The organism is Chryseobacterium soli, assembly GCF_000737705.1.
GTDB lineage: Bacteria > Bacteroidota > Bacteroidia > Flavobacteriales > Weeksellaceae > Chryseobacterium > Chryseobacterium soli.
Window position 1 is genome coordinate 226011 of record NZ_JPRH01000005.1, and the last position, 25853, is coordinate 251863.

Genomic DNA, 25853 nt, shown 5'->3' on the forward strand with positions numbered 1-25853 from the left:
TGCTCCTTTTTTTATGGATCTATTGCTCATCATTACTATAAATCTTTTGCTATTTTTGTGCCTACAAATACAATAATCATGAATTGTCCCTGCTGCTCAGGAAAATCCTATGAAGAATGCTGCAAACCCTATCATACCGGAGAACAGCATGCTCCCACAGCCGAAGCTTTAATGCGTTCCCGGTTTTCCGCCTTTGCAATTCCCAACGGAGAATACTTAATGGAGACTACCTTACCTGGAAAACGAAAGCTTCATAGTAAAAAAGACCTTCAGGAATGGGGAGAAATCAATCAGTGGACAAAACTGGAAATTATTCAGATTCCAGCGTTGAATCATGTAGAGTTTAAAGCGTATTACACAGATCAGGACGGAAATCCTCAGCTTCATCATGAATTTTCTGTCTTCCAAAAAATGCATGACCGCTGGTATTACGTTTCCGGTGAATTTTTAGATTAAAGTAATAATCGACAATATTGATATTGCAAAAAAAATGTCCGTTTTCACGGACATTTATATTATATTTTAGTGTGCTTCTGTGCCGTCTACTCCATGAGCGTGGCCATGCGCCAATTCTTCTTCTGTTGCAGGACGTGTGCTTAAAATTTCCACCTGGAAATCTAACACTTTCCCGGCCATTGGATGGTTAAGGTCTACCACTACAGCTTCCGGTGTTACTTCTACCACAAATGCCTGAAAATTATTCCCTTGATTATCAGACAAAGGCAAAATAACTCCAACTGGTGGAATTCCAGATTCATTAAACATCTCAATTGGCAATTGTGTGATGGCATCATCCTGTTTTTCACCATAAGCTTCTTCAGGAAGAATGGTAAAAGCTGCTTTATCACCCGCTTTCAAACCAAGGATATTTTGTTCAAATTTTGGAATCATCATTCCTACACCATACAAAAATGTAAGTGGATTTTCTGGTGTTGTTTCTTCTACAAGAATCTTACTTCCGTCTTCTTCGATCGTGTGAAGTATGTAACTTACAGCTACAACATGATTGTGTTCAATTATCATATTTTTTCTTTTTTTTCGTGAGACTTTTCACGATTAATAGCGGCAAATATACTGCTATTTTGATTATTTATAGGAAAAGTGCTAAAAGAAGAACCTTAAAACAATATCCTGCTTTCTACTTTCCGGGCTTTGTTTCGTCTCTTTTTTTCTGTCTCAGCATAAAGAGATAGAGACTTTCCACCTTGGTTCTGGCCCAATCTGTTTTACGGAGAAACTTCAATGAAGAGTTGATGCTTGGATTATCTGTAAAGCATTTAATATTGATCTGCTCGCCCAGTTTCTCAAACCCCTGATAATATTCTACCAATTCTTCAAGAATGGCATCGAGTCTTTTTCCGTGTAAAGGATCTTTGGGTTGCTGCATGTTTTTTTTTGCAAAAATAGTGATAAAATTGATGACTGTGCTTTTCAATGATGCCATTATCTTATATGGGTTACACTTTAGGCAATGCAAAAATAAAATTCCTCTTAGCCTTTATCTCTCAAACTTTTTATATTTTCGTTTAATGAAAAAGCTGTGGCCTCATATTATCCTGATTCCTTTGCTATTGACCATTCCTATCGTCTCTTCTCCGGATTTCGACGGGACTTTGTCTGTATTCAGGGTTTCTCCTTTTCAAAGGGAGTTTATCCGGTTTGCTATGGTCACTATCTTTTTTTATTTAAACCTCAGCATCTTCCTTCCGAAATTATATGCTAAAAAAAAATACCTGCCTTTTACCCTATGTATTCTAATCAGTTTCGGAATTATTGTATTCATTCCGTATTACCTTATCTCTGAACATATTTTTTCTGCCGGATCTCCTTCTTTTCCTGCTAATCCGGGAAATCTAGCTCCGCATAATGGGAATATGCCAACTCCACCCATCGGCAGCAGACCTCCTTTTGAAAATCCCGGACCGAGAAATCAAGGGTCTCTTTACCAGATGATTTTCGCTTCTCTTCTTCCATTTTTATTTTCCTTTTTATCATCACTTTTTATCTTTAGAAATAATGAAAAAAAGGAGCTTGAACGTTCAAAAGCCAAAACAGAATTATTAAATCTAAAGTATCAGCTTCAACCCCATTTTCTGTTTAATATTTTAAACTCTATCTATTCTTTAGCGTTATTGAAATCGGATGATGCACCTAATGGAATTTTAAAACTTTCCAATGTAATGCGGTATGTGGTTCAGGAGAGCAGTAAAGATTTTGTGGAACTGGACAAAGAGTTTGAGTATTTAAAGGACTATATTGCCCTTCAATTGGTAAGAACCGACAGCAGTCTGGATTTTTCTTATACAGAGATCGGTGACACAAAGAATCTGAAAATCGCGCCATTTATATTGGTTAATTTTATAGAAAATGCTTTTAAATATGGTTTTAATGCGGAAGAAACTTCAAAAATTTCTGTCAAAGCAGTTGTTCAGGAAAATCTTTTAAGCTTTTCTGTCTTTAATTATATCGTGAGTAAAAAAACGACTGATGAAAACAGCCTGAAAATAGGATTAAAAAATACCATTAAACATCTGGATCAGGTATATCCTGAAAAATATACTTTAACCATCACTAACGATGGAAAGACCTACGATGTGGATCTGAAAGTTAATTTAGCATAAAACAATATGATAAAAGCCATTGCCCTGGACGACGAAATTCTTGCATTAAAGATCATTGAGAATTATGCTGAAAAAATTGAAAACCTTTCATTGGAGAAAGTTTTCAATATACAGAGCGATGCACAAAAACACCTCAACAAATTCCCTGTAGATCTGATTTTTCTGGACATCGAAATGCCCTCCAAAAATGGAATGGATTTCTATAAAAATATTCCACAGAACACCAAAGTAATCTTCACTACTGCCTATTCGGAATATGCTGTAGATGCCTTCAGTCTTAATGCCGTAGATTATTTATTGAAACCTTTTTCTTTTGAAAGATTTAAAAGCGCCGTTGAAAAAGTAAAAATAAACCCTGAAAACGACAGTATAAAGCATCTTTCAATCCGTGCAGATTATAAACTGCATAAAATTAATTTCGATGATATCCAACTGATTGAAGGTCTTGATGATTATATCCAGATTCATTTGAAAGACCAATCCAAAATTACAGCACGTTCATCCATGAAAAATATTATGGAAAAGCTTTCTGAAAAGGATTTCATAAGGGTTCACCGTTCTTATATTGTCCCTGTAGGTGACATTAAAACGATTGTCAACAGGAATATTCATATTGAAGATTTTATTATTCCTATCGGCGAAACCTACAAATATGAAGTGATGAAGATCATCAGCAAATAATCTTAAAGCTTTCTTAAAAAAGCTTCTTCTAAAGCCGTTTACCGACACATTTTATCTGTTTACCTCATAAATTTCCACAATGGGTATTTTGACAATACATTTGGGATAAGAAACTTAAAAAGACAGCATCTAAGTAGTAGATCATCTTTTAATTTTTTAATCTTAAAACCACATCGTATGAAAACAATGAACAGAAAAGGATTTTTGAAGAGCCTGGGATTAGCAGGAGTAACTGCTATTGCTGCACCGATACTGATCCATTGTGGAAGTGATGATGATACTTCCGGCTCATCTTCTTCGGGTTCCTCAGGTTCCAGCTCAAGTTCAGGATCTTCCGCTACTGGATGCTCTGTAACCAATTCTGAAACGGAAGGTCCATTTCCTACAAAAACGCCTTCCAGTCTTGTACAAAGTAATATTGTAAGCGACAGAACCGGTGTTCCCTTAACGATTACCCTGCTCATTCAAAATGTCAGCGCTGCCTGCGCCAGTCTACAGGGTGTTTTTGTAGATATCTGGCATTGTGATAGGGAAGGAAATTATTCTGAGTATGGAGGAACAGGCATGCAATCTACCAATTATACTACAGTTCATTTTTTAAGAGGCAGACAGACTACGGATGCTTCGGGGAAAGTAGCTTTTACTTCTATTTTTCCGGGATGGTATAATGGAAGAGCTACCCACATCCATGTTCATGTGTACAGCTCTACAGGTCAGTCTCTGCTGGTTACCCAAATTGCTTTTCCGGAAGGAACTGACAGTGCAGTGATACAGGTTGCTGCAAGCACCGGATATAAAGGGATGAGTGGCTACACCTATAATTCGAATGATAACGTGTTCAGTGATGGAACCTCCAATGAAATGTCCAGTATTTCAGGAAGCGTAAGCGGAGGTTTCGCTCTGACCCAAACCATAAAAGTTTCGGCTTAAATTAAGAAGTTGTTACAAGCGGTACTGATGTTGGAGATTGAATACATGCTGTTGCCAGTTACCGCTTTTTTATATTCCTGCTTATTACACGGTCTGCACAAAAAGTGAATTGAATATCCCGTGTTTATCCGTGTAATGCAGGAATTCAACTGCTAATCTATTTAAAAATTAAAATTATGCTGGTTCAAAGTGCTTCAAAAATAATTAAAGCTGATTTTTCAGTCTGGAAAAAGAAAGAGTCGTGCGTTGTGAATACAATGGTTTCTGAACAGGAAAATCTGAGCAACCTGAGAAATGTTGTTGAAATAGTATTGGATGAAGGCGGAAGTTATCATTTTACGCATCAGCTTGACAGCTCTGTTCTGGTTATTGTTCTGTATGGCGAAATTCTCATTAATGATTTTAAAAAGCCTATTACTTCAGAACAGGTTTTCACAGTACAGTCAAAAGAAAGCGGTTTTTTAACGGTAAAAAATAACCTGGCTGATGAAAAAGCAGATATTCTGATTTTAGAATTAAAAAGCAAAAGACCTGATCATTTCTTTTCAGTTGAAGATGTAAATATCAGAGATAAAAACACCCTTATTCCTATTTCCAATCAATTGGAATATCCAAATTTCATAGGACTTTATGAAGGAAGACAGGAACAGGAATATTCTTTATATCATCCAAAAAACACTTTATTTGGATTGGTTCTCAATGGAGCTTTTGAATTTCAGAATATGTTACTGGAAACACGAGACTGTGTCATTATCAAAGAAATTGAAACCCTGGAATTCGAAGCGCTAAGTGAGAATGCGCTCTTATTGTTTTTGGAAGTCTGATAGAAATCCGGAATATATACGGTAAAAATAAATATCGAAAGTTATAGTTTATTAATACACTTTTAAGTGTTAGATTTTTTTTCATATCAATTATGTTTGTAGCGGGGCAGACGTGGAAAGCTGCCCTTTTTTATTCAATTGATGTACTTTTAAAATTATTAGAAATATGAAAGCTAAGATCAGACTCGCCTTTCGAATTGTAATCGACCGAAATTCCACTATGGCGTGGGACCAATATATTTTTGAAGATACTTATTTTGAATATAAAGTGCAGCATCAGGTTTTCGACAGTAAAGAAGATCCGGTGAAAAACTATTGGGAGCTTCTGGAAAAGAATCCTCATGCTCAACAGATCCCTTTTTTAATGAGTTCCAGTGTAGTTAATTATGTTTCTCAGCTGAATGGAGTCATCAAAAGTCTTCCTGATGTTCTGGGAAATACTTTTTTTCCGGTGGAAAATTTCAGGCTGGACCTCATCAGTTCTCATACTGAAGATCCATCCAAACACAAGGTAGGACTCACCTTTTATACTCCGGAACTATTACTAATTGATATCATCAACAATACCTATCTTCTGAGCAGAGATACTGGAGCCAACAATGCTTTTGAAACATTTATGTTCGCTTTTCATCCTCAGATTGCGATTGCTTATTATGAGGCATTGTGAGAATTTATACAGAAATCCGTAGCATTTCAGGTTCAAATTACAAATAAAAACCCTCCAACATTACCTGTCGGAGGGTTGATTTTATAGATTCTTCAGGGTAGGTTTTACTTTTTCCCCAAATAATTCGATGGATTTCATCATGATGTCATGAACCGGATCACCAACGTCCATATGACCGATAAATCTTGTAATCCCGAAAATTTCTTTCATATAAGCAATTTTATCAGCAACTTCTGCAGGACTTCCGATAAATAAGGCACCGTCTTTCGCTCTTCCACCGTCATACTGCATTTTGGTATAGGGAGCCCAGCCTCTGGAAGCGCCTATCCTGTCCATCTGCGATTTATAATTGTGGAAATATCCGTCGGTCACCTTTTGGTCTTCACTTACAAAAGTGTGAGAATGAATGGCTATCTGCATTTTGGATACATCATGTCCGGCTTTTTGATATTCCTGTTTATAGAATTCAACTAAATTTTTAAACTGAACCGGCATTCCGCCAATAATGGCAACCACTAAAGGCATTCCTAACTGGGCTGCACTCAAAACAGATTGCGGGGTACCTCCTACGGCTCTCCAAATGCTTAATTTTCCGTCATTTTTTGCTCTCGGGTAAACGGTCTGGTTACTCATCGGCGCACGAAGCTGTCCTGACCAGGTAACGTTTTCTTCTGAGTTTATTTTTAACAGCAGTTCTAATTTTTCATCAAAAAGCTGCTCATAATCATTCAGGGAATATCCATATAAAGGGAATGATTCAATAAAACTTCCTCTTCCAACAAATATTTCTGCTCTTCCATCGGAAATCAGATCCAATGTTGAAAAATCTTCATATACTTTTACAGGCTCTGATGAACTCAGCACCGTAACACCGCTTGCTAACTTTATATTTTTCGTGACACTTGCAGCAGCCGCCAATACTATTTCAGGAGATGACACTGCATAATCCGGACGGTGATGTTCTCCCATCGCAAAAACATCAATTCCTACCTCATCCATTCTTTTTACCTGCTCGATAATTTCACGGATTTTCACTCCTGCATCTCTATATTTTCCGGTAGTCTGGTCAACTCCTAAGTCGCCAAACATTCCTATTCCTAATTCCATATCTGTACATTTTATATGGATCAAAAATACGACACTCAGCAATCAAAAGCATTGATGTTTGGTAAGAACGGAAGGGTGGAATCTGGATTATTTTTTAAGTTTCAGAAACTGTTTTTCAAAAAGGTGATAAGATAGAAATGATAGAATTACAGTCATGATAAACGATAATAGAGTTATTAAAAGTCCGCCAAATTCATATTTTTGGCTGATTTTAGTCACCAGCATAATACAAATCAAATGTATAAAATACAATCCATAAGTGTACTTTCCAAGTTTGGCTAGTATGCTTTTATCTGATATTTTGAATACATTTTTATCTCCTAGGGTAAATAATATCAGTAGAGAAAATAACACTCCAAAAAGAATATAGGACATCCTGAAACTAGAAAATACAGATGTATTTCCTGCAATTAAAATAACCACCAAAACAAGTACTGCATAGATGTATTTATAAATGGCAGGGATCTTATTTAATTTTTCAATTATTCCTTTATGAAAAACAAAAATATAAGCAGGAATTGCTCCAAAGGCGAAATAGTCAATATTGGTAAAAATATCTAAAGTTGAGATATCATATATCCCATAAATTATTCTGGAAACAAATGCAATAACTAGACATGTTATAATTAATTTCGGAATATTTTTTAAAGAAATAAAATAAAAAGCTAATCCCCAGATGATATAAAAATGCTCCTCGATACATAGTGACCATATAACAAGCAATGGTGATACATTAGGAAACATTTTCGTGTACATCATGACATAATTTTCGAGAAATGTCAGTGTAAAAAACCAATTAGGTTCATACCCTTCATTAGAATACGGAAGCTTCAAAATATGAAGAACAAAGGGTGTACAAAAAGCAAATAAAACCATGGCATAATACAGTGGCCAGATTCTTAATATTCTTCTCCTAAAAAATTTCTTTAATGGAACTTTACCCTGATTATTAATTTTTTCCAGAAGCAAAATATAGGTGATTAGAAAACCACTTAAAACAAAGAAAAAAGAAACACCAATCCCCCCTTCCCGGGAAAAGTAATGTAATACACTGTCTTTAGGAATGGGGGAATGATGTAAGAAAACAAATAGAAAAGATAGAAATCTTAACGAATCAAAAGTATGAAAGTGAATTCTATCTACTCTTATATTGCTCATTTATATGGGTTATTTCTTTAAATACTGATCAAAATAATCTGTTACCTTTTGCATCAGATGTACTCTGTCTTTTCCGATAACGTTATGTGGATGTCCGGGATATACAAAATAATCCAGCTGAACTCCATTGTCTACAGCAGATTTAATAAATTTTATAGAATGCTGCCAAACGACAACATCGTCCTGAGCTCCATGAATCATCAACAATTTTCCTTTTAAATTCTGAACTTTATCCAATAAATTAGCCGCTGCATATCCTTGAGGATTTTCCTGTGGTGTATCCATATATCTTTCTCCATACATGATTTCGTACATACTCCAGTCAATCACAGGACCTCCGGCAACCCCCACTTTGAAAACATCAGGATGACGAAGCATAAAACTTGTCGTCATAAATCCACCAAAGCTCCATCCGTGGATACCCATTTTATCTTCATCTACATAAGGAAGGGATTTCAAATATTCCACTCCTTTCATCTGGTCGTTCATTTCAGTAGTTCCCAGGTTTCTGAAAACGGCCTGTTCAAATTTCATCCCACGGTTTGAAGAGCCTCTTCCGTCCATTGTAAAAATAATGTATCCGTTTTGGGCCATATACTCATACCATAGATTTCCGGATGCAGGGAATGTGTTCGTGATCAGCTGTAAATGCGGACCGTTGTATAAATAAACAATCGTTGGATATTTTTTGGTTGGATCAAAATTGGTCGGCAGAATCACTTTTCCATATAAAAGTGTTCCGTCATCAGCTTTTAAGGTTACATTTTTAATATCAGGTCTCTGATAATTTTTCAGCGTATTCTCAGCAGTAAGAATATTGCTGGATTTTAAGGTGTTTGTATTGATGATGTTAGCAACTCTTGGTGTAGTTTCATTCGCATACATATCGAACAGTTGATTTCCATCAGCACTCAACACACCGGAATGCATTCCTGCTGCATTATCCATTCTCTGCGACTTAAAATTCGCCCAGTTAATTCTATATAAATGTCTTTCCAAAGGACTTTCCTGAGTCGAAACATAATAGATTTCCTTTTTCTTTTCATTAAAGCCTAAAATATCAGTCACCAGCCAGTCTCCTTTTGTGATCTGGGCAACCAGTCCTTTTTCTAAGCTGTAATGAAACAGATGATTATATCCTGTTCTCTGGCTCTGCCAGATAAAATCTGTATTGGAATTTGGGAAAAACACTAAAGGATGCTGAGGCTCAACATATTTATCGTTGGTTTCTTCAAACAATGTTTTTACGAGATTCCCTGTAACCGCATCATATTGATTCATTTTCAAATGATTCTGACCTCTGTTCAATACTCCTACAAAAATATATTTTGAATCCGGACTCCATGTAATGGCTGTTAAATACTGGTCTTTCTCCCCTTCAATATTTAAGAAAGTGGTAGACTGATCCTTAGTATTAAATATACCTAAAGTTACTTCATGAGAAGCCTTTCCGGCCATTGGATATTTAATATTGTGATTAACGGCAGGAGTTACAGACCAATCAATCACCGGATAATCTGCGACCATGGTTTGGTCCATTTTGTAGAAAGCTACTGCTTCTGAATTGGGTGCCGGGAAAATTCCGGTATCAATCCCGAATTCATTTCGGTGAACAGCCTGTCCGCTGATGATATTTTCATTCGGTTCATTGGTTACAGCAACCGTTTTCCCATTTTTACTGATATATAAATTGTTCTTTACTGTGTAAGCAAATGTCTGATTATCACCAAAAACCTTAATATTGGAAGCATTTTCATTCAGCGAAGCGGTTGTTTTTACTTTCCAGTCGCTTCCTGATTTTTCAATCCAGTACATTTGGTCATTGGCATTGAAATACCCTCGGGAATTGTTGATGAATTTAATCTGAGGAAACGCTTTTAACTTATTATCCGCAAACTGTCTGTTAAGTTGCGTCAGAGAAACCAACGTATCTTGCTTATTAGTCTTTACATCGGTAATCAAATATCCACCTTTAACGCCCTGAATGTAAGATTTACCGTCATCTGACCATGAAAATTGAGAAATATTTTTCACTGCCAAATTGGTTCTCAGACCATTCACAGCTTCCGCCATCGTAAACTTTTGGGTCTGGGCAAAAACCGATCCACCCAAAACTACCATCAATAAAGAAAATCTATATAATTTCATTGTATATAATTGAATCCCTCAAAAATAAGAAATAAAAGTCAGCCGTTAAAAATTGTTAAAATAAAACATTCATAAAATGAGATTCATGCATTCATAAAATAAATTCTTACCTTACTATCTGGATTTATACGTTGATGGCTGGCAGTTGATGGCGTTTGGTTGTTAGTGTTTAGTTTTTATGCTGAGTTACTAACCGAAATGGAGTTGGATATTTTGAATAGATCGTCTCATATCTTTTATCCTGACGCTCAAATCTGGAAGAAATTTACCTCCCATTCATTTCTTATCCTAAATCAATGTATTGTACCTCTTCCTTATCCTACATTTGCATTATAAATAACAATAAAAAATACATACAATGGCTACAAAATGGAACCTAGACCTAACACATAGTGAAATTACTTTCAAAGTAAAACACATGATGATTTCTAACGTAAAAGGAAGCTTCAGAACTTTCAATGCTGAAATTGAAGCTGAAGACGATTCTTTCTCAAACGCTAAAACTACTGCAACGATCCAAACGGATTCTGTATTTACCAATAACACAGACAGAGATAATCACTTAAAGTCAGCCGAATTCTTTAATTCTGAAGAACATCCTACCATCACTTTCGAATCTCAGGCATTAAACGATAAGATCTCAGGAAACCTTACTGTAAATGGAATTACTAAACCAATTACACTGGATGTAGATTTTGGAGGAATCAATGTAGATCCTTGGGGAAATACAAAAGCAGGATTTTCATTTGAAGGAAAAATCAGCAGAAAAGATTTCGGATTAAACTGGAATGCTGCTCTTGAAGCCGGAGGCGTAATGGTAAGCGACGATGTAAAAATTGCAGGAGAGCTTCAGTTCGTAAAGGCATAATTTTCAAAAACGTATGATCTGCCTTTATGGCAGATGATCACATAAAACATATCAGAAGGTTCAGGGATTTGTAAGCCTTGAACCTTTTTTAATACTCCATTCTATGAACCTTAATGATCTACAAAACATAAGCGAAAATTTTGGGCACACCCAAAGAATGCCCGTTTTATTTCTGGGCCATGGTTCGCCTATGAATGCTATTGAAGAAAACCAGTTTGTTCAGGGATTCAGAAAAGCGGCGCGGGAAATTCCAAAACCCAATGCCATTTTATGTATTTCTGCCCACTGGTATACGGAAGGAACTTTCGTAACGGCAATGGATATGCCCAAAACGATCCATGATTTCGGAGGATTTCCTAAAGCACTTTTTGATGTACAGTATCCGGCACCCGGAGATCCTGAACTTGCCAGAGAAACAGTGGAATTATTAGCTCCGACTCTGGTGGAAGAAGACCATAACTGGGGGCTGGACCACGGGGCATGGTCTGTGATTAAACACATGTATCCTGAAGCCGATATTCCGGTGATCCAGCTAAGTATTGATTATACAAAACCTCCGCAGTATCACTTTGACCTCGCTAAAAAATTACACAAACTTCGTGAAAAAGGAATATTGATCATCGGAAGCGGTAATATTGTGCACAATTTAAGATTAATCGACTGGAAAAACATCGACACTGTTGGAGCCGGCTGGGACTGGGCGGTTGAAGCCAGAGAAAAAACCAATAACTGGCTGCTTGATGGCAATTTCCAACCCATTATTGAGTATCAAAAGCAAGGGACATTTCTGCAGTATGCTGTTCCTACTCCGGACCATTATCTTCCCCTGATTTATACGTTAGGTTTAAAAGATACTTCTGAAGAGCTTGCATTATTTAATGATGAACTGATCGGTGGTTCATTGAGCATGACGAGCGTACGGATAGGATAAGCCAAAAAATAATCGGTTCCTTTTTTTATCACTAAAAAAGTAGTAATATTGTTTACCATGAAAAAAACGATATTACTATTTCTTATTTTTCTTCCTTTTTACCTCTTTTTTGCTCAGGTCATTAAAGGAACTGTCGTTGATGAATCAGGACAGAGAATTCCCAATACCCATATTTATTTAGACGGAAGTAAAACCGGAACAGTCTCCAAAGAAGACGGAAGTTTTATCCTAAATCTTCCTTCCAGCAATACGGGAAATATTGTTTTTCAAAGGGATGACTATGATACTTTTACGGCTGCCATTTCTGAACTTATCAACAAAACGCTTAAAGTGGTCTTAACAAAAACCAATGCGATTGAAGAAATAAGGCTTATTCCCTATACCGAAGAGGCCTATAAAAATTATATCAATTATTTTCTGGATACATTTATCGGGTATGATAAAGAGAATGTGAAGATCAAAAATCAGCGCACATTAAAATTTTCATTTGATAAAAAGAATAAATTTCTGAAAGTAAAGGCTCCCAAAACTCTGATTATTGAAAATAAAACCCTTGGATACGAAATCCAGTATAACCTGATCAATTATTCTGTAGATTTCAATACGAGTATGATCAATTATAGTGGAACAAGCTTTTTTAAGGAAACAAAAAACTCGGATAAGGTAAAGCTCAATAGAATGAATGCTTTTGATGGAAGTCTCCTCCATTTTTTCAGAAGTATTTACCAAAATAAAATTGCGGAAGAAGGTTTTATCATCAATAAAATTGTTAAGATTCCTAATCCAAAATATCCCACAGAAGAAGAACTGAATACGGTGAAGGATTTCATGCAAATGACGAAAAAGTCCGGAACCATAAAAATCCCTGAAGACATTTCTGATATTTTAAAGAGAAAGAATAAAGAAACACCTTACGCACTGGCCTTAACAAAGTCAAAAATCCCTGATGCTGATTATACAAAAAGAAATGGCGAACAGGTATTGCTCAGCTTTGAAGATATGCTTCAGGTGAACTATAAAAAATATTTTTATGAAAGTAAGGGAAAAGAATTCATCAAAACTACGGTTCCCGTTTCTCAGTCTTCTTATCTCCACTCTGAAGGCGAAACATTTGAAATATCAAAAGAAGGAAATATCACTAATCCGGATCTGCTGATCAATGAAGGTGATTTTTCAAAAAACAAAATTGAAAATATGCTTCCATTGGATTATCAGCTGGGAGATTAAGATATTTCCTTCCTGAGTATAACTGATATCTACTGAACGGCTTTTAACACATTGATGTTTCCATAGCCATAATTGGCATCGGCGGCCGGATAATACGTGGCAGACTGTCTCATTTTAGTAAGTACCTGCTCTCTTGTCCATGATGGATTTTTAGCCCATACCAGCGCAGCAATTCCTGCTGTGGCAGCCGTGGCAACAGAAGAACCACCTACATATTTAGTCTGGGCATTATAATATCCTGCCACAGGCACTGAGTTTCCTGATCCTCTCTCCATCTGGAAGGTAAAATCGATTTCACTTCCGGAATGACATACATCACATTTTTGATTGGAAGTTCCTTCTTTTACTCCCGTTATCGCCTGCGTTTCAGGCATCCATGCCGGAAAAATAACGCCAACAAAATTGGTAAAGCTTGTAGAAGTTCCTCCTGCACAGAAAATCAATTTTCCTTTGGAATAAGCGTATTTTACACCATCTTCAATTTTCCCGACTGAAAAAATATGCCCCATAGACATGGAAATAATTTTCACGCTGGCCGTATTGCCAAGTTCTGTAAAAGCGGTTTTCACCCCATTCTGTTCATGATAACCGTCCAAAACTACGTTGGATGCAGCGCGGTATGCGATTAAACTTGCATTATATGCTACTCCTACAGGAAGACCCGTCGTATTTCTTGGGGCTGTCATGACCGATGCCATGCTTGTTCCGTGTCCGCATTGATCGTTAGTTCCGTCTGTATCTGTACTCCATGGCCATACAGAATCTACATAGACTCCTTTTTTAGTAATTGTTCTTCCGGAAGATGCTCCATTGTTAAAACTGCTTCCTAACAGGCTCTGATCAGAGGAAACGCCGCTGTCAATAAGACCGATCGTTACTCCGGATCCTGTACTGTAGCTCCACGCTCCAGGAATGTTATGTTTGGTAAAAGCCCATGGAACTTTTGCATTGGGCGTTACAGAAGTATAATCTGTCGCATTTAAAGCTTCCGATTCGAAACCGCATCCTGATGAAGAGCCGCTGGATTTTGCAGTGCCATTAAGTTTATTTTCGTTTTCAAAATAATGGTAATCTCCCGGCTCCAGATAACGGATTGTTTTCATACGGCGCAGGGCAATAATCGTTTCCTGATTTTCTATCACCACATCGATCTGATTAAGGAATGGGTCTGAGGTGATTAAAATCCTGCTTTCCTCTTTTCCCTCATATTGTTTGATAACGGATAGAATTTCATTTTGAATCTCATGACTGTTGGAAGAAAGGCTTCTGTCAAAATCCTTTTGAGAGCTTCCGAATCCTATAGATGCTACTTTATTTCCCTGGAAAACGGCACTCCACAGAAAGTGGTCTGAGGTTTTACTCCAGCTGAAAGAGCCGTTACTTTTAAGGGATTGGTTAATTTCGGCGTTGATCTGTTTTGCGGATAAAGGATCTTTTTGTGAAATCTCAATTGTAGGATTTTCATTCTGGAATTCTTCCGTAGTACACGAATTCAAAACAAAAAATAAAACTAATAGGTAGAATACATTTTTTCTCATGTTGAACTATTTTGGTTTGGAACAACAAGATAAGAATTTACCCAAAATATAAATCTCACAAATATGAATTAAATATTATTAATCTGTTAGGTTATCAAAACTAAACTTTACAATGTAATCTATCAATAAGATTTACAACACTTTCTCATAGCAGACGCTGTTTTCTACTCCGGCATATTGTCCATAATTAGAAATCCTTTTGTATCCCCTTTTCTCATATAAAGCAATAGCTTCAGGCTGTTTAATGCCTGTCTCCAAAATACATTTTTGATATCCGGATTCCTTAGCCCAGACTTCTAACTCATTCAACGTATTTGAAGCTAATCCTTTTCCTCTGTTCAAAGGATCTGTATACATTCTTTTAATTTCTACCGTATCATAGGAATAGGGTTTAAAAGCTCCACAGGCAGCTCCAGTACCGTTAAGGTCAATAACCACACAGTTTTTCAATAGATCAATACCATTGAACTGATGATAAAATGCGTGATCATCTCCATCACGTATGGCCAGGTCGGCATCCAGTAATTTCACAAGGTTCTGAAAATCTATGTCTGAAGAATCAGTTCTTTTTATAATCATATTATATTTTTTATTAGTACTAAAATAGTAAAGCTCTCAATATTGAGAGCTTTACCTGATCATTTATCTTTTAACATTGGAAAAATCCAATTACACAACCGTTATTGTTATAATTAAATTTCAACGATAAATTTTCTTTCGTTAATTAATTCTGCGATAGCCAGCATATCCTTTCCGATCAATCGGTCTTCTTCAAGCTTGGTAACTTTAGAACGAAGGATCGCAACGTTATCTTCAATGATTTTTGAACATTTTGAAGGTCTTCTGAACTCCAATCCCTGGGCTGCAAACATTAATTCTACCGCTAAAATATTTACAAGATTCCCAAGAACCTGATTAAATTTCCTTCCTGAAATACTTCCCATAGAAACATGGTCTTCCTGACCTAAACTTGTCGGTATAGAATCTGCAGAAGCCGGGAAGCACAACGTTTTATTTTCCGTTACCAATGCTGCAGAGGTATATTGCGGAATCATAAAGCCTGAATTCAATCCTGAACTTTCGGTTAGCAATCTTGGAAGTCCGTATTTTCCTTCCAGTAATAAATAGCTTCTTCTGTCTGATATATTTCCCAGCTCAGCAGCAGCCAACGTTGCATAGTCTAAAGGCATTGCCATCAGCTGGCCGTGGAAATTCCCTCCTGAAATTGATTCTTCAGCACTTAATACAATTGGATTATCCGTTACAGAATTCAATTCTGTTTCAGCCATAATCTTAAGATGCTCAAAAGCATTTCTACTGGCGCCGTGTACCTGAGGAACACATCTCATAGAATAAGGGTCCTGAACTCTTTCGCAATCTTCATGCGCTTTCATGTTTTCAGATCCTTTTAAGAATTTAACCATTCTTGCGGCTACTTTCTTACTTCCTTCAAAAGGTCTGATATCGTGAAGTTCTTTTTTAAAAGGGCTTTCAGAACCTCTATAGGCTTCGATACTCATGGCAGCCGTCATGTCTGCCAAATTTAATAAGTATTCAAATTTTTCTAAGCCTTTAATGGCGTGTGCCAGAATAAATTGTGTTCCGTTGATTAATCCTAGTCCTTCTTTGGGTCCCAATACTAAAGGTTCAAGATGATGCTTCTCTAAGATCTCCAGAGTATCATAAATAGCATTTCCTTCCCACACCTGTCCTAATCCTAAAAGAGGGAGTACAAGATGGGCTAACGGAGCCAAATCACCGGAAGCTCCTACAGATCCCTGTTCAGGAACTACAGGAATAATATCTTTTTCAAGCATCAGGATCAATCTTTCGATAACTTCAAGGGAAACTCCGGAGAATCCTTTCGATAATGCGTGAACTTTAGCAATCATCATAATTTTAGAAAACTCTTTATCAATCGGCTTTCCTACTCCTACTGCATGAGAGATGATCAGATTATATTGAAGCTGGGCTGTTTCATCGGGTGAAATCTTAGTATCACACAAAGGACCGAAACCCGTATTGATTCCATATACACATCTGTCCGACTCTACAATTTTCTGAACGTTCTGCTGAGATTTTAAAATCTGTTCTTTTGCCGCTTTATTAAGTTTTGCTTTATTAGGTTTTTTACAAATTTCCAAAACATCATGGAAAGTGAAAACATCTACTCCGTATATCATTGCTAAAAATTTCCTTAAAATTACACATTTAACGATAATTGCAAAAACTAAATTTCAGCGTCCTATATTTTTATAAAAACTAGTTATTTAATTTACTATTTTAGCCCCCGATATTAAAAATAATAACTCATGAAACTTAAAACTCTACTTCTTGTATTATGCCTTGCAAGCGTATCTTCTTTTGCCCAAAAGGTAAAATACACAAAGGAAGAAATCAAAAAAATGGAAACCTATCTGTTTAATGAAGGATTCAACACTCCATCACCTAAGAAAACATCTACGATTATCTTAAAAGACGGAAGTTCTCATAAAGGCTTTTGCAATACTATTGAAACTAAAAAAGGACAGATCTACGAAGTTTCCATCAAAGACAGTATCTCAAAGAAAAGCATGGCTTTCAATGCAGATCAGATCAGTGAAATGTATGTATATCCGAGCAATGCTGAAAAAATTGCAAAAACAGCAAAATATTTTGGTAACATCAGAAATTACAGCACAAAAAAACTGACTAAAGGAACTAGCAATGACCGTATTTACTTTGTTAACCAAACGGTTTCTTTAAAGAATAAAAAGGATGATAAAGAATTCCTGATGCAGGTTATCAACCCAGGATTTGACGATATTATTTCTGTGTACCATGATCCAAGAGCTAAGGAAACCGGAGGATTTTCTGTAATGGGTTCTCCTCAGTTAGGCGGTGGCGTTATCAAATCTTATTATGTAAAAAAAGGAGATAAAATAATGTGGCTTCACAAAGATGATTTTGAAGATAACTATGATTTTCTTTTCGGTGACAATGCTGAATTCATGAAAAAGTATCCGAAAAATTCCGTAGAATGGGATTATTTCAGCTTCTTAGTCAATGAATACACTGAAATGCATAACGGATAAAACAAACCAAAACTTAATACAGAGCTGTAGAAAATTCTACAGCTTTTTTTATTCTTTTAAATAACGAGAGGATTCCGTAATTTTGTGTTATGAATCCTTCTTTAGAATTACAGCTCAAAACTTTACCTTCCGAACCCGGCGTTTATCGTTATTATGATAAAAACGATCAGCTTCTGTATGTAGGAAAAGCAAAACACTTAAACAAAAGGGTTCTCTCCTACTTCAATAAAAACCTTTCCGGCTACAGAACCCGAATAATGGTTAGCAAAATCCACCGGCTGGAAACCACTATTGTCAATAGTGAATATGATGCGCTGTTGCTGGAAAACAATCTTATCAAAGAGCATCAGCCATTTTATAATGTTATGCTGAAAGATGATAAGACCTATCCCTGGATCTGCATTAAAAATGAGGAATTCCCAAGAATTTTTCTAACAAGAAACGTCATAAAAGATGGTTCAGAATATTATGGGCCCTATGCCAAGGTATGGCCTGCAAAAATTTTACTGGAGACCATCAAGCATATTTACAAACTCAGAACCTGTAATTTAAATCTTTCTCCCAACAAAATTGCAGAAGGAAAATATAAAGTCTGCCTGGAATATCACATCAAAAACTGTGAAGGTCCTTGTGAGGATCTTGAAAGCAAGGAAGATTATGATGAAAAGATTGATGCTATCCGTGGAATCATCAAGGGAGATTTCCGAAAGGCAAAAGAATATCTGGTGAATCAAATGATGAAATATGCTTCGACTCTTCAGTTTGAAAATGCACAGCTTATTAAAGAAAGACTGGATGCTCTTGAGAATTACCAATCGAAAAACACCGTCGTAAATCCTAATATCGACGATGTAGATGTTTTTGGAATGACGAGTGATGAAACTGCAGCTTACGTCAATTTTTTCAAAATCAGAAACGGAAATATCATTCAGAGTTTCACCACAGAAATCAAAAAAGTACTTGAGGAAAGTGATGAAGATATTATGGAAGAAGCATTGATTGAGATCCGGCAAAAGTTTGCATCTGATTCCAAAGAAGTGCTTTTACCCTTTCATTTGTCTGTAGAAATTCCTAATGTAAAACTAATTGTACCTAAGGTTGGTGACAAGAAACGTATTGTGGAACTTTCTGAAAAGAATGCCAAAGAATATCGTCTGGAAAAATTAAAACAGGTTCAGATTGTGGATCCGGAAAGACATGCCAACAGGATCATGGCGGAAATGAAGAAGTTACTGAGAATGCCTGTTGAACCACGTCATATTGAAGGTTTTGACAACTCCAATATTCAGGGGACCAATCCTGTATCTGCATGTGTTGTTTTTAAAGACGGAAAACCAAGCAAAGCCGATTACAGGATCTTTCATCCTAAAACCGTGGAAGGAGCCAATGATTTTGCCACCATGGAGGAAGTTATTTACAGACGTTACAAGAGAATGCTGGATGAAGGGGATGATCTGCCACAGCTAATCCTTATTGATGGTGGAAAGGGCCAGCTTTCTTCTGCTGTCAAAAGTTTAAGACTTTTAGGACTTTACGGAAAAATTACGATTGTTGGGATCGCAAAAAGGCTTGAAGAGATTTTCTTCCCTGAAGATTCTATTCCATTATATCTGGATAAAAAGTCGGAAACACTAAAGATTCTGCAGAGAGTCCGGGATGAAGCACACCGTTTTGGCGTTAAGCATCACAGAACCAGAAGAACAAATTCCACGATAAAATCTGAACTTGAAGAAATTCCGGGTGTAGGAGAAAAGACGATTGAACTTCTTCTTTCAAAACTGAAATCGGTAAAACGGATCAAAGAGTCTAGCCTGGAAACATTGGAAGAAATCCTGGGAAAAAGCAAAGCAAAAATAATTTGGGATTTTTTCAATGCAAATCAATAAGATAACAAACATTTTATCTAATTTTACCTAAATAAAAAACTAAATTTTTATGAAAAATATAACCACAGCTTTTCTGATATTTTTAATCAGCTTCTGTTATTCTCAACAAGAAGTATCGTATCAGATGAATACGTCAGCAACCAAAGGGGAAGCATTAAAATATTCGGACATCCAAGGATCACCCTATTTAAATGATAATTTTAGCCCGGCAAAAGCGACTTGCTGTAATGAAATCATGCCAATGAGGTACGATACCTACACCGATGAAATTGAATATAAAAAGGAAGGAACTGTATATACACTACTAAAAGAAAGCCCATACACTAGAATTGAGTTTACAAATCCTAAACTAGTACTTACACTAGAAGATATAGATCATAAGCCTGGTTATTTCATTGTACTGGCTGATGGAAAGAATTCTCTATTAAAAAAGATCACCACCAAAATTGAAGCTCCTTCAGGAAATAAAAATCCGGTAAGCTTTGCAAAGAAAGATACGAATTCTAGCTTTAGAAGAGATGAACCTGTCTATTATGTAAAAACAGAAAAAGGTACTTACAGACTTCTTAAAAACAAAAAAGACATCCTGGATCTTTATCCTGATAAAACTGCTGAATTGAACAGTTTTTTTGACTCAAACAAAATTAAGTTTAATAAGGAAGAGAGCTTAATTAAGCTTATTAGCTTCCTTAATAAATAAACAACTTATCATCATTATCTAAAAATGCTGTCTTCATGTAAAGACAGCATTTTTTATTTGTATTATACTAGTGTACAAGATCAGTTAAACAATAGACTAAAGTCTTAAGTTTATTCATTCGGATATATTCTTATAAAAACAAAATAAGCTCTTTTTCAAGAGCTTATTGTATGTTATGTAAAACTAAATCTTGAATTATTATCTTCCAGAAAAAATTTCTTTAGAGTATTCTCCGTTCGCTTGTGGAATATCAATCACAATATCTCCATTTTCCAGGTAACCAATGGTAAAACTTCCGTCTGCCATTTTAACTCTGAAAACATCTTTTTTAGAGGTGAATTTAAAGGTTGCGTAGGGTACAGAGCTATTAGGATCTGCTAAAATAAACTGGTTGGCATCAATCTGTATTTTCTGCAGACTCATCTTCCCATTTGTATATTTTCCAGTTTTGTTTTCTGCAACTGATGAAGAAGCCACATTTTCATTTTTAGGCTGCTCTGTATTGTTTGCTACAGCTTGAATTTCTGTCGGATTAGAAGCTGGAACAGATACTAAAGCCTGCTTCAAAGCATCCTGAAATCCTTCTTTATATTCTTTGATATTAGAACCTCCTTTAGTGGTAAATACAACCTTATCATTACAATCTTTGAATTCCAGCAATAATTTATTCCTCAAAAAATTACTATCATTTTTAAGATTGGCAATAAGTACGTTACAAGACTTTCCTTTTATATCAGAAGGCCATTGTTCTTTATCACCCTGAATTACAATGTATTTTCTGCTTTGTAAAGCTTTTACTAAAGCACCGTCCAAACCATAAGATTCTTCCTGAAAATCTTTAAATTTCCCAGGAATTGAAATATATTTATAATCAGAAATCTTCTGTCCAAAAACCAGTGTCAGACAAAAAGAAAATAGAATTATTACAAGTTTTTTCATTGATTTTAAATTTTAATTCTAAGCATTAATCATTTCTAAATTCTCCCATATCCAACTTAAGAGAGAAGAAATTAGAATAAAAATTAGATCCACCAATACCAGAATTGGTAATCGCATAATCTAACGTAAGACCTCTATATCGTATTCCCAAACCTGCACTTGGCTGGAAAGAAACTTTTCTTTTAAGATCTTCAATATCTGTAATGGACTGAAATCTGTTGATTCCCAATCTCACAAAAATCATTTTCTGATAACCCAGTTCAGCACCGGCATAAGGCGTAATACTTGCAAAATCTGTTGAAACAAGCGCTGCCGTTTTAGCGAAATCTACATTAATACCCGCTTCCGGTAAAACATATACACTGCTGTTAATTTCGAATACCTTACTCGCTCCTAAGTTTAATTTAGGCATGGTAAGTTCCATCTTATCCTTCGGTGCAGGGTTAAATTCCTCCCCGTTTACCACGGTTGAAAGCTCTTTTTGGTTAATACTCCAAAAGTTTACCGTAGTGGTCGCATCACGAAGCATTCCTCCGAATTTCCATCCATTGTCTCCTTTATAAATCGCTCCTATATCAAAACCGAAACCATATCCACTGGCAAATTTACCAACATTTCTGTACACGATTTTTGCATTCACCCCAACATCTAATTTAGTATTTCCTGCAGGATGAAAAGCATAGGAAAGGATAGCGGCATAATCAGATTGGGAGAACTTTGTAATTTTATCATAATCAATATTTCCTTCTGCATCAATCATTTGGGTTGTATTCAGTATGTTATCTACCCCAAGTCTTACCACAGATACTCCAAAAACGCCTTCTTCCAAAACTTTGGCATATGCCAGATAATCATATTTTGCAATCGATTCAAAGTATTCTGCGTGCATCGCTGCTCCCTGCCAGTCTATTTCAATAGACATTAAACCTGCCGGGTTCCACATGGGAGAATAGACGTCATCCTGGCTGGACAAAACAGCACCACCCATTGCTAATCCCCTTGCTCCAGCTCCGATATTTAAGAATTCATTGGAATATTTTCTGATAATTTGAGCTTGGGACAGGCCAAATAGCAATAAAGATGCAAGTAAAAAGTATTTTTTCATCATATAAATTTGATGCTTAGTTAAGTTTTTTTGTTTTCCTGGCTTTTATCAATCCGTTTGCAACAATTGCCAGTATCATCACGGCTGAGGCTATATAAAATACAGGACTCATATGCTCTGATTCTCCAAAGATAAAAAAAGCTAGTATAATTCCGTAGACAGGTTCTAAATTAACTGTTAAAATTAATGTAAAAGGTGATATGTACTTCATTAGTTTCACTGATTCCAACATAGGAAAAGCGGTAAAAACACTTGCCAACAAGCATATTAACGCCAAATCTTTGTAATTTATTTCATTCATTTGAAAAATTTGTCCTGATAGCAAATAAAATATCAATAAAACAAACCATCCACAGAAAATTTCGTAAAATATAATATTCCCAGAACTGGTCTTTCCAAACATTTTTCCATTAAAAACCGAAAAGATGGTTCCAAACACAGCACATAGAATACCGTAAAAAATTCCCTCTTTATATTGGAACTCGGTCTTAAATATCAATAATATACAGGCAACAATAACACTTCCCATGACAACCTCCATCACATCGATCTTCCTTTTAAAAATAATCGGCTCTAAAATTGAAGCGAAAAGTGTTGAGAGTGATAAACAGCTCAAAGCAATAGATACATTGGAAACTTTAATGGAATAAAAGAAGCAATACCAATGGAGAGCCATCGCCACTCCTATTGCAGCCAGCTGAAAAAATATCTTTTTCGAGACTTTGATACTCTCTTTTTTAAAAACTCTTATGAATACAAATAGAAATACGGCAGCAAACAGCATTCTGTAAAATACCAGAATCTGGGCATTTGCATGAATTAGCTTTCCCAAAATTGCAGTGAACCCCCACAAAAAGACAATTAAATGCAATCTAAAAAGTGCTAATTTATGCATATCCTAAGTTCTTTAAATTTTTAACATGCAAATTTACAAATAGCTTTCACAAATACTGTAAAAAATATGGGTTTTACGTCAATATAAAACTATTCATTCAATTTTAACATTTTTCATGAGATAGATATCATATTTTATATAAATCATGCTCTTCTTCTTCCTGACATTTAGTACATAAAAAAAACCCTGAAAATTTATTCAACTTTCAGGGCTTTCAAATAATAAACTATTAAAAAAATAAACTAGGAACAGAGCAATGAACAGATAAAATCATATCCACTACTCTAACGTAAAGTTAAAAAAAAACTCTATCATTTAAAACATTTCGCTGTTAAATATTTCACAAATTTCTGAGAATCAAACTATTAAACATTTGTTTTATACTCATCTACATTCCCTTTAAAAATAGTATCTTTAGACGTAAAAAATTGAAATTTATGGACATTGAATTCAACAAACGAGAAGATCAAAATAGATTAAAATTATCTGAAATAAACAGACTACTTGCTGAAATAAAAAAAGGTGGAGGAGAAAAAAGGCTTCAAAAGCTTCGTGATGAAGGTAAAATGACAGCAAGAGAAAGAGTTGAATATCTTCTCGATAAAGGATCAGACTCCATAGAAATAGGTGCATTTGCCGGCTATGAAATGTATGAAGAGCATGGCGGATGCCCAAGTGGCGGGGTTATCGTTGTTATGGGGCATGTTTCCGGAAGACAATGTATTGTTGTTGCCAATGATGCTTCTGTAAAAGCAGGGGCCTGGTTTCCGATTACTGGAAAGAAGAATCTTAGAGCTCAGGAAATAGCGATGGAAAATAAACTTCCGATCATCTATCTGGTAGACTCAGCCGGCGTTTACCTTCCAATGCAGGACGAAATTTTCCCTGATAAAGAGCATTTTGGAAGAATTTTCAGAAATAATGCTAAGATGAGCTCAATGGGAATTATCCAGATATCTGCCGTTATGGGAAGTTGTGTGGCTGGAGGGGCTTATCTTCCTATTATGAGTGACGAAGCAATGATTGTTGATAAAACAGGCTCTATCTTCCTCGCCGGAAGTTATCTTGTAAAAGCAGCAATTGGTGAGACGATTGATAATGAATCATTAGGAGGTGCTACCACTCATTGCTCTATTTCAGGCGTTACGGATTATAAAGCTAAAGATGATAAAGACGCTCTAAATAGAATTAAAAATATTATGAAATCTACCGGAACTACCGAAAAGGCAGGTTTTGATAGAATAGAGAGTTTCCCGCCAAAGGAAAGTCCGGATAATATTTTTGGGATCATGCCTGTTTCCAGAGCCGACCAGTACGATACTTATGATATTATCAAATGTTTAGTTGATAACTCTGAATACGAAGAATATAAACCCGATTACGGTAAAAGCATCATCTGTGCAACAGCAAGAATTGATGGTTGGTCTGTAGGAATTGTAGCCAACCAGAGAAAACTCGTGAAAAATGGAAAAGGAGAAATGCAGTTTGGAGGAGTAATCTATTCTGACTCTGCAGATAAATCAACAAGATTTATTGCCAACTGTAACCAGAGAAAAATACCTTTATTATTCCTTCAGGATGTGACCGGATTTATGGTAGGTTCAAAATCAGAGCAAGGAGGAATTATCAAAGACGGAGCAAAAATGGTTAATGCTGTTTCCAATTCTGTAGTACCAAAATTCACCATCATAACCGGGAATTCATACGGAGCTGGAAATTATGCGATGTGTGGAAAAGCATATGACCCAAGATTAATTGTTGCTTGGCCATGGGCTGATCTGGCAGTTATGGGAGGATCACAGGCCGCAAAAGTATTAGCTCAAATTCAGGAATCTACACTTAAAAAGCAAGGTAAAGAAATCACTAAAGAAGAGCATGATGAAATTTTAGATACAATATCTAAGAGATACCAAAAACAAACGGAAGCTACTTATGCTGCTGCCAGACTTTGGACTGATGCTATCATTAACCCTGCTGATACGAGAAAATGGGTTTCTATGGGAATTGAGGCTGCAAATCATTCTCCTATTACTGAAAAATTTAATTTAGGGGTAATTCAGGTTTAAGTAACATATTTACAATAAGAATATATAAAATGCCGTCTCAATTGAGATGGCATTTTTAATTTATCTTAATATTGAGTTATGCAATAAATTTTCCACCATTATATAAGATCTATATACAAATATTCTCCGTGAAGATTATTGGTAATTTTTTTGTTGAATATAACATGCATATTTGTGCTAAAGCCGGTGGAATTTTATGTATTGATTTATGACTAATTTATTGAGGCGGTCGACTAAAGCCCGCCCCTATTGAATGTTCTTTACCGTGTAAAAGAATCGAATATGGTGTAAGAAGCCAGCTGATGGTGTAGTAATTATACTGTAATATTGTTAGATTGTTAGATTGGTAGATTAATACATTGTACCATTCATTTTGAGGTATTGATAATGATTGATATAGTGATTGAAGTATTGGTGTAGTGTCTAAAGTATTGAGATAATTGGGGTTGGTTCGTGTATGAGTATGAGATGAGTATAACACAAAAAAA

Annotated in this window: 24 protein-coding genes; 13 read left to right on the forward strand and 11 right to left on the reverse strand. The window is 35.8% G+C overall.

The annotated features are described in order from the left end of the window. The first annotated feature begins 78 nt into the window (after positions 1-78). The gene (locus IW15_RS14200) at positions 79-456 is read left to right on the forward strand and encodes a YchJ family protein (protein ID WP_034712473.1); all 378 of its coding nucleotides are present in this window, start codon (positions 79-81) and stop codon (positions 454-456) included. Between the two features lie 66 nt (positions 457-522). On the opposite strand, the gene IW15_RS14205 is transcribed toward IW15_RS14200, so the two are convergent. Together IW15_RS14205 and IW15_RS14210 are read right to left on the reverse strand one after the other, a co-directional pair. Next, positions 523-1023 (reverse strand): FKBP-type peptidyl-prolyl cis-trans isomerase, encoded by a 501-nt coding sequence (locus tag IW15_RS14205; protein WP_034712475.1) that lies wholly within the window; start codon positions 1021-1023, stop codon positions 523-525. 115 nt (positions 1024-1138) lie between these two features. Next, entirely contained in the window at positions 1139-1387 is a 249-nt protein-coding gene (locus IW15_RS14210) for a VF530 family protein (protein WP_034712576.1), read from the reverse strand. A gap of 142 nt (positions 1388-1529) precedes the next feature. Between IW15_RS14210 and IW15_RS22075 the strand changes: the two genes are divergently transcribed. From IW15_RS22075 to IW15_RS14235, 5 genes are all read left to right on the forward strand, one after another. Next, a complete protein-coding gene (locus tag IW15_RS22075) occupies positions 1530-2621 on the forward strand; it encodes a sensor histidine kinase (RefSeq protein WP_051882046.1) in 1092 nt (363 codons plus the stop codon). Between the two features lie 6 nt (positions 2622-2627). Next, positions 2628-3302: a LytR/AlgR family response regulator transcription factor gene (locus tag IW15_RS14220; RefSeq protein WP_034712477.1), complete on the forward strand. Its 675-nt coding sequence runs from the start codon at positions 2628-2630 to the stop codon at positions 3300-3302. A gap of 177 nt (positions 3303-3479) precedes the next feature. Next, entirely contained in the window at positions 3480-4232 is a 753-nt protein-coding gene (locus IW15_RS14225; RefSeq protein WP_228384372.1) for a dioxygenase family protein, read from the forward strand. 176 nt (positions 4233-4408) lie between these two features. Beyond that, a complete protein-coding gene (locus IW15_RS14230) occupies positions 4409-5056 on the forward strand; it encodes a pirin family protein (RefSeq protein ID WP_034712479.1) in 648 nt (215 codons plus the stop codon). Positions 5057-5222: 166 nt separating this feature from the next. Next, a complete protein-coding gene (locus tag IW15_RS14235; protein ID WP_034712480.1) occupies positions 5223-5723 on the forward strand; it encodes a hypothetical protein in 501 nt (166 codons plus the stop codon). Between the two features lie 81 nt (positions 5724-5804). On the opposite strand, the gene IW15_RS14240 is transcribed toward IW15_RS14235, so the two are convergent. From IW15_RS14240 to IW15_RS14250, 3 genes are all read right to left on the reverse strand, one after another. Then, positions 5805-6830 (reverse strand): LLM class flavin-dependent oxidoreductase, encoded by a 1026-nt coding sequence (locus tag IW15_RS14240; protein ID WP_034712482.1) that lies wholly within the window; start codon positions 6828-6830, stop codon positions 5805-5807. 87 nt (positions 6831-6917) lie between these two features. Next, positions 6918-7988 carry an acyltransferase family protein gene (locus tag IW15_RS14245; protein ID WP_034712484.1) on the reverse strand — a complete coding sequence of 357 codons (1071 nt, stop codon included), beginning with the start codon at positions 7986-7988 and terminating at the stop codon, positions 6918-6920. 9 nt (positions 7989-7997) lie between these two features. Beyond that, a complete protein-coding gene (locus IW15_RS14250) occupies positions 7998-10136 on the reverse strand; it encodes a S9 family peptidase (RefSeq protein WP_034712486.1) in 2139 nt (712 codons plus the stop codon). 358 nt (positions 10137-10494) lie between these two features. Between IW15_RS14250 and IW15_RS14255 the strand changes: the two genes are divergently transcribed. From IW15_RS14255 to IW15_RS14265, 3 genes are all read left to right on the forward strand, one after another. Next, positions 10495-11004, forward strand: coding sequence for a YceI family protein (locus tag IW15_RS14255; protein ID WP_034712488.1), 510 nt, complete (start codon positions 10495-10497; stop codon positions 11002-11004). 103 nt (positions 11005-11107) lie between these two features. Beyond that, positions 11108-11935, forward strand: a complete 828-nt coding sequence (gene ygiD / locus IW15_RS14260) for a 4,5-DOPA-extradiol-dioxygenase (RefSeq protein ID WP_034712491.1) — start codon at positions 11108-11110, stop codon at positions 11933-11935. Positions 11936-11992: 57 nt separating this feature from the next. Then, positions 11993-13162 (forward strand): carboxypeptidase-like regulatory domain-containing protein, encoded by a 1170-nt coding sequence (locus IW15_RS14265; protein ID WP_034712494.1) that lies wholly within the window; start codon positions 11993-11995, stop codon positions 13160-13162. Positions 13163-13191: 29 nt separating this feature from the next. Here IW15_RS14265 and IW15_RS14270 read toward each other — a convergent pair whose 3' ends face one another. The 3 genes from IW15_RS14270 to hutH form a co-directional block, all read right to left on the reverse strand. Continuing rightward, on the reverse strand, positions 13192-14700 hold the full coding sequence (locus IW15_RS14270) for a S8 family peptidase (protein WP_034712495.1): 1509 nt from the start codon (positions 14698-14700) through the stop codon (positions 13192-13194). Between the two features lie 132 nt (positions 14701-14832). Then, complete coding sequence (locus IW15_RS14275; RefSeq protein ID WP_034712497.1) at positions 14833-15279, reverse strand: GNAT family N-acetyltransferase; 447 nt, start codon at positions 15277-15279, stop codon at positions 14833-14835. 113 nt (positions 15280-15392) lie between these two features. Further along, positions 15393-16883 carry a histidine ammonia-lyase gene (gene hutH / locus IW15_RS14280; protein WP_034712500.1) on the reverse strand — a complete coding sequence of 497 codons (1491 nt, stop codon included), beginning with the start codon at positions 16881-16883 and terminating at the stop codon, positions 15393-15395. Positions 16884-17012: 129 nt separating this feature from the next. On the opposite strand from hutH, the gene IW15_RS14285 reads away from it, so the two are divergent. The 3 genes from IW15_RS14285 (at position 17013) to IW15_RS14295 (ending at position 20360) form a co-directional block, all read left to right on the forward strand. Then, on the forward strand, positions 17013-17774 hold the full coding sequence (locus IW15_RS14285) for a hypothetical protein (RefSeq protein ID WP_034712503.1): 762 nt from the start codon (positions 17013-17015) through the stop codon (positions 17772-17774). A gap of 89 nt (positions 17775-17863) precedes the next feature. Continuing rightward, positions 17864-19660, forward strand: coding sequence for an excinuclease ABC subunit UvrC (uvrC, locus tag IW15_RS14290; protein WP_034712506.1), 1797 nt, complete (start codon positions 17864-17866; stop codon positions 19658-19660). Between the two features lie 49 nt (positions 19661-19709). Next, complete coding sequence (locus IW15_RS14295) at positions 19710-20360, forward strand: hypothetical protein (RefSeq protein ID WP_034712509.1); 651 nt, start codon at positions 19710-19712, stop codon at positions 20358-20360. A gap of 198 nt (positions 20361-20558) precedes the next feature. Here the strand turns inward: IW15_RS14295 and IW15_RS14300 are convergent, their stop codons facing one another. The 3 genes from IW15_RS14300 to IW15_RS14310 are packed head-to-tail and all read right to left on the reverse strand — an operon-like array spanning position 20559 to position 23299. Next, positions 20559-21299 (reverse strand): hypothetical protein, encoded by a 741-nt coding sequence (locus IW15_RS14300; protein WP_034712512.1) that lies wholly within the window; start codon positions 21297-21299, stop codon positions 20559-20561. 25 nt (positions 21300-21324) lie between these two features. Then, complete coding sequence (locus IW15_RS14305; protein ID WP_034712514.1) at positions 21325-22407, reverse strand: putative type IX sorting system protein PorV2; 1083 nt, start codon at positions 22405-22407, stop codon at positions 21325-21327. Between the two features lie 13 nt (positions 22408-22420). Continuing rightward, positions 22421-23299: a DMT family transporter gene (locus IW15_RS14310; RefSeq protein WP_034712516.1), complete on the reverse strand. Its 879-nt coding sequence runs from the start codon at positions 23297-23299 to the stop codon at positions 22421-22423. Positions 23300-23736: 437 nt separating this feature from the next. On the opposite strand from IW15_RS14310, the gene IW15_RS14315 reads away from it, so the two are divergent. After that, on the forward strand, positions 23737-25365 hold the full coding sequence (locus IW15_RS14315) for an acyl-CoA carboxylase subunit beta (RefSeq protein WP_034712519.1): 1629 nt from the start codon (positions 23737-23739) through the stop codon (positions 25363-25365). Positions 25366-25853 lie beyond the last annotated feature (488 nt).

Excerpts from the sequence above, each read along its gene's own strand:
- IW15_RS14210 (WP_034712576.1), bottom strand. The coding sequence starts at position 1,387 with ATGCAGCAACCCAAAGATCCTTTACACGGAAAAAGACTCGATGCCATT.
- IW15_RS14285 (WP_034712503.1), top strand. The coding sequence starts at position 17,013 with ATGAAACTTAAAACTCTACTTCTTGTATTATGCCTTGCAAGCGTATCT.
- IW15_RS14250 (WP_034712486.1), bottom strand. The coding sequence starts at position 10,136 with ATGAAATTATATAGATTTTCTTTATTGATGGTAGTTTTGGGTGGATCG.
- IW15_RS14200 (WP_034712473.1), top strand. The coding sequence starts at position 79 with ATGAATTGTCCCTGCTGCTCAGGAAAATCCTATGAAGAATGCTGCAAA.
- IW15_RS14230 (WP_034712479.1), top strand. The coding sequence starts at position 4,409 with ATGCTGGTTCAAAGTGCTTCAAAAATAATTAAAGCTGATTTTTCAGTC.
- IW15_RS14305 (WP_034712514.1), bottom strand. The coding sequence starts at position 22,407 with ATGATGAAAAAATACTTTTTACTTGCATCTTTATTGCTATTTGGCCTG.
- IW15_RS14235 (WP_034712480.1), top strand. The coding sequence starts at position 5,223 with ATGAAAGCTAAGATCAGACTCGCCTTTCGAATTGTAATCGACCGAAAT.
- uvrC (WP_034712506.1), top strand. The coding sequence starts at position 17,864 with ATGAATCCTTCTTTAGAATTACAGCTCAAAACTTTACCTTCCGAACCC.
- IW15_RS14270 (WP_034712495.1), bottom strand. The coding sequence starts at position 14,700 with ATGAGAAAAAATGTATTCTACCTATTAGTTTTATTTTTTGTTTTGAAT.
- IW15_RS14255 (WP_034712488.1), top strand. The coding sequence starts at position 10,495 with ATGGCTACAAAATGGAACCTAGACCTAACACATAGTGAAATTACTTTC.
- IW15_RS14240 (WP_034712482.1), bottom strand. The coding sequence starts at position 6,830 with ATGGAATTAGGAATAGGAATGTTTGGCGACTTAGGAGTTGACCAGACT.
- IW15_RS22075 (WP_051882046.1), top strand. The coding sequence starts at position 1,530 with ATGAAAAAGCTGTGGCCTCATATTATCCTGATTCCTTTGCTATTGACC.
- IW15_RS14310 (WP_034712516.1), bottom strand. The coding sequence starts at position 23,299 with ATGCATAAATTAGCACTTTTTAGATTGCATTTAATTGTCTTTTTGTGG.
- IW15_RS14275 (WP_034712497.1), bottom strand. The coding sequence starts at position 15,279 with ATGATTATAAAAAGAACTGATTCTTCAGACATAGATTTTCAGAACCTT.
- IW15_RS14265 (WP_034712494.1), top strand. The coding sequence starts at position 11,993 with ATGAAAAAAACGATATTACTATTTCTTATTTTTCTTCCTTTTTACCTC.
- IW15_RS14245 (WP_034712484.1), bottom strand. The coding sequence starts at position 7,988 with ATGAGCAATATAAGAGTAGATAGAATTCACTTTCATACTTTTGATTCG.
- IW15_RS14295 (WP_034712509.1), top strand. The coding sequence starts at position 19,710 with ATGAAAAATATAACCACAGCTTTTCTGATATTTTTAATCAGCTTCTGT.
- ygiD (WP_034712491.1), top strand. The coding sequence starts at position 11,108 with ATGAACCTTAATGATCTACAAAACATAAGCGAAAATTTTGGGCACACC.
- IW15_RS14300 (WP_034712512.1), bottom strand. The coding sequence starts at position 21,299 with ATGAAAAAACTTGTAATAATTCTATTTTCTTTTTGTCTGACACTGGTT.
- hutH (WP_034712500.1), bottom strand. The coding sequence starts at position 16,883 with ATGATATACGGAGTAGATGTTTTCACTTTCCATGATGTTTTGGAAATT.
- IW15_RS14315 (WP_034712519.1), top strand. The coding sequence starts at position 23,737 with ATGGACATTGAATTCAACAAACGAGAAGATCAAAATAGATTAAAATTA.
- IW15_RS14205 (WP_034712475.1), bottom strand. The coding sequence starts at position 1,023 with ATGATAATTGAACACAATCATGTTGTAGCTGTAAGTTACATACTTCAC.
- IW15_RS14225 (WP_228384372.1), top strand. The coding sequence starts at position 3,480 with ATGAAAACAATGAACAGAAAAGGATTTTTGAAGAGCCTGGGATTAGCA.
- IW15_RS14220 (WP_034712477.1), top strand. The coding sequence starts at position 2,628 with ATGATAAAAGCCATTGCCCTGGACGACGAAATTCTTGCATTAAAGATC.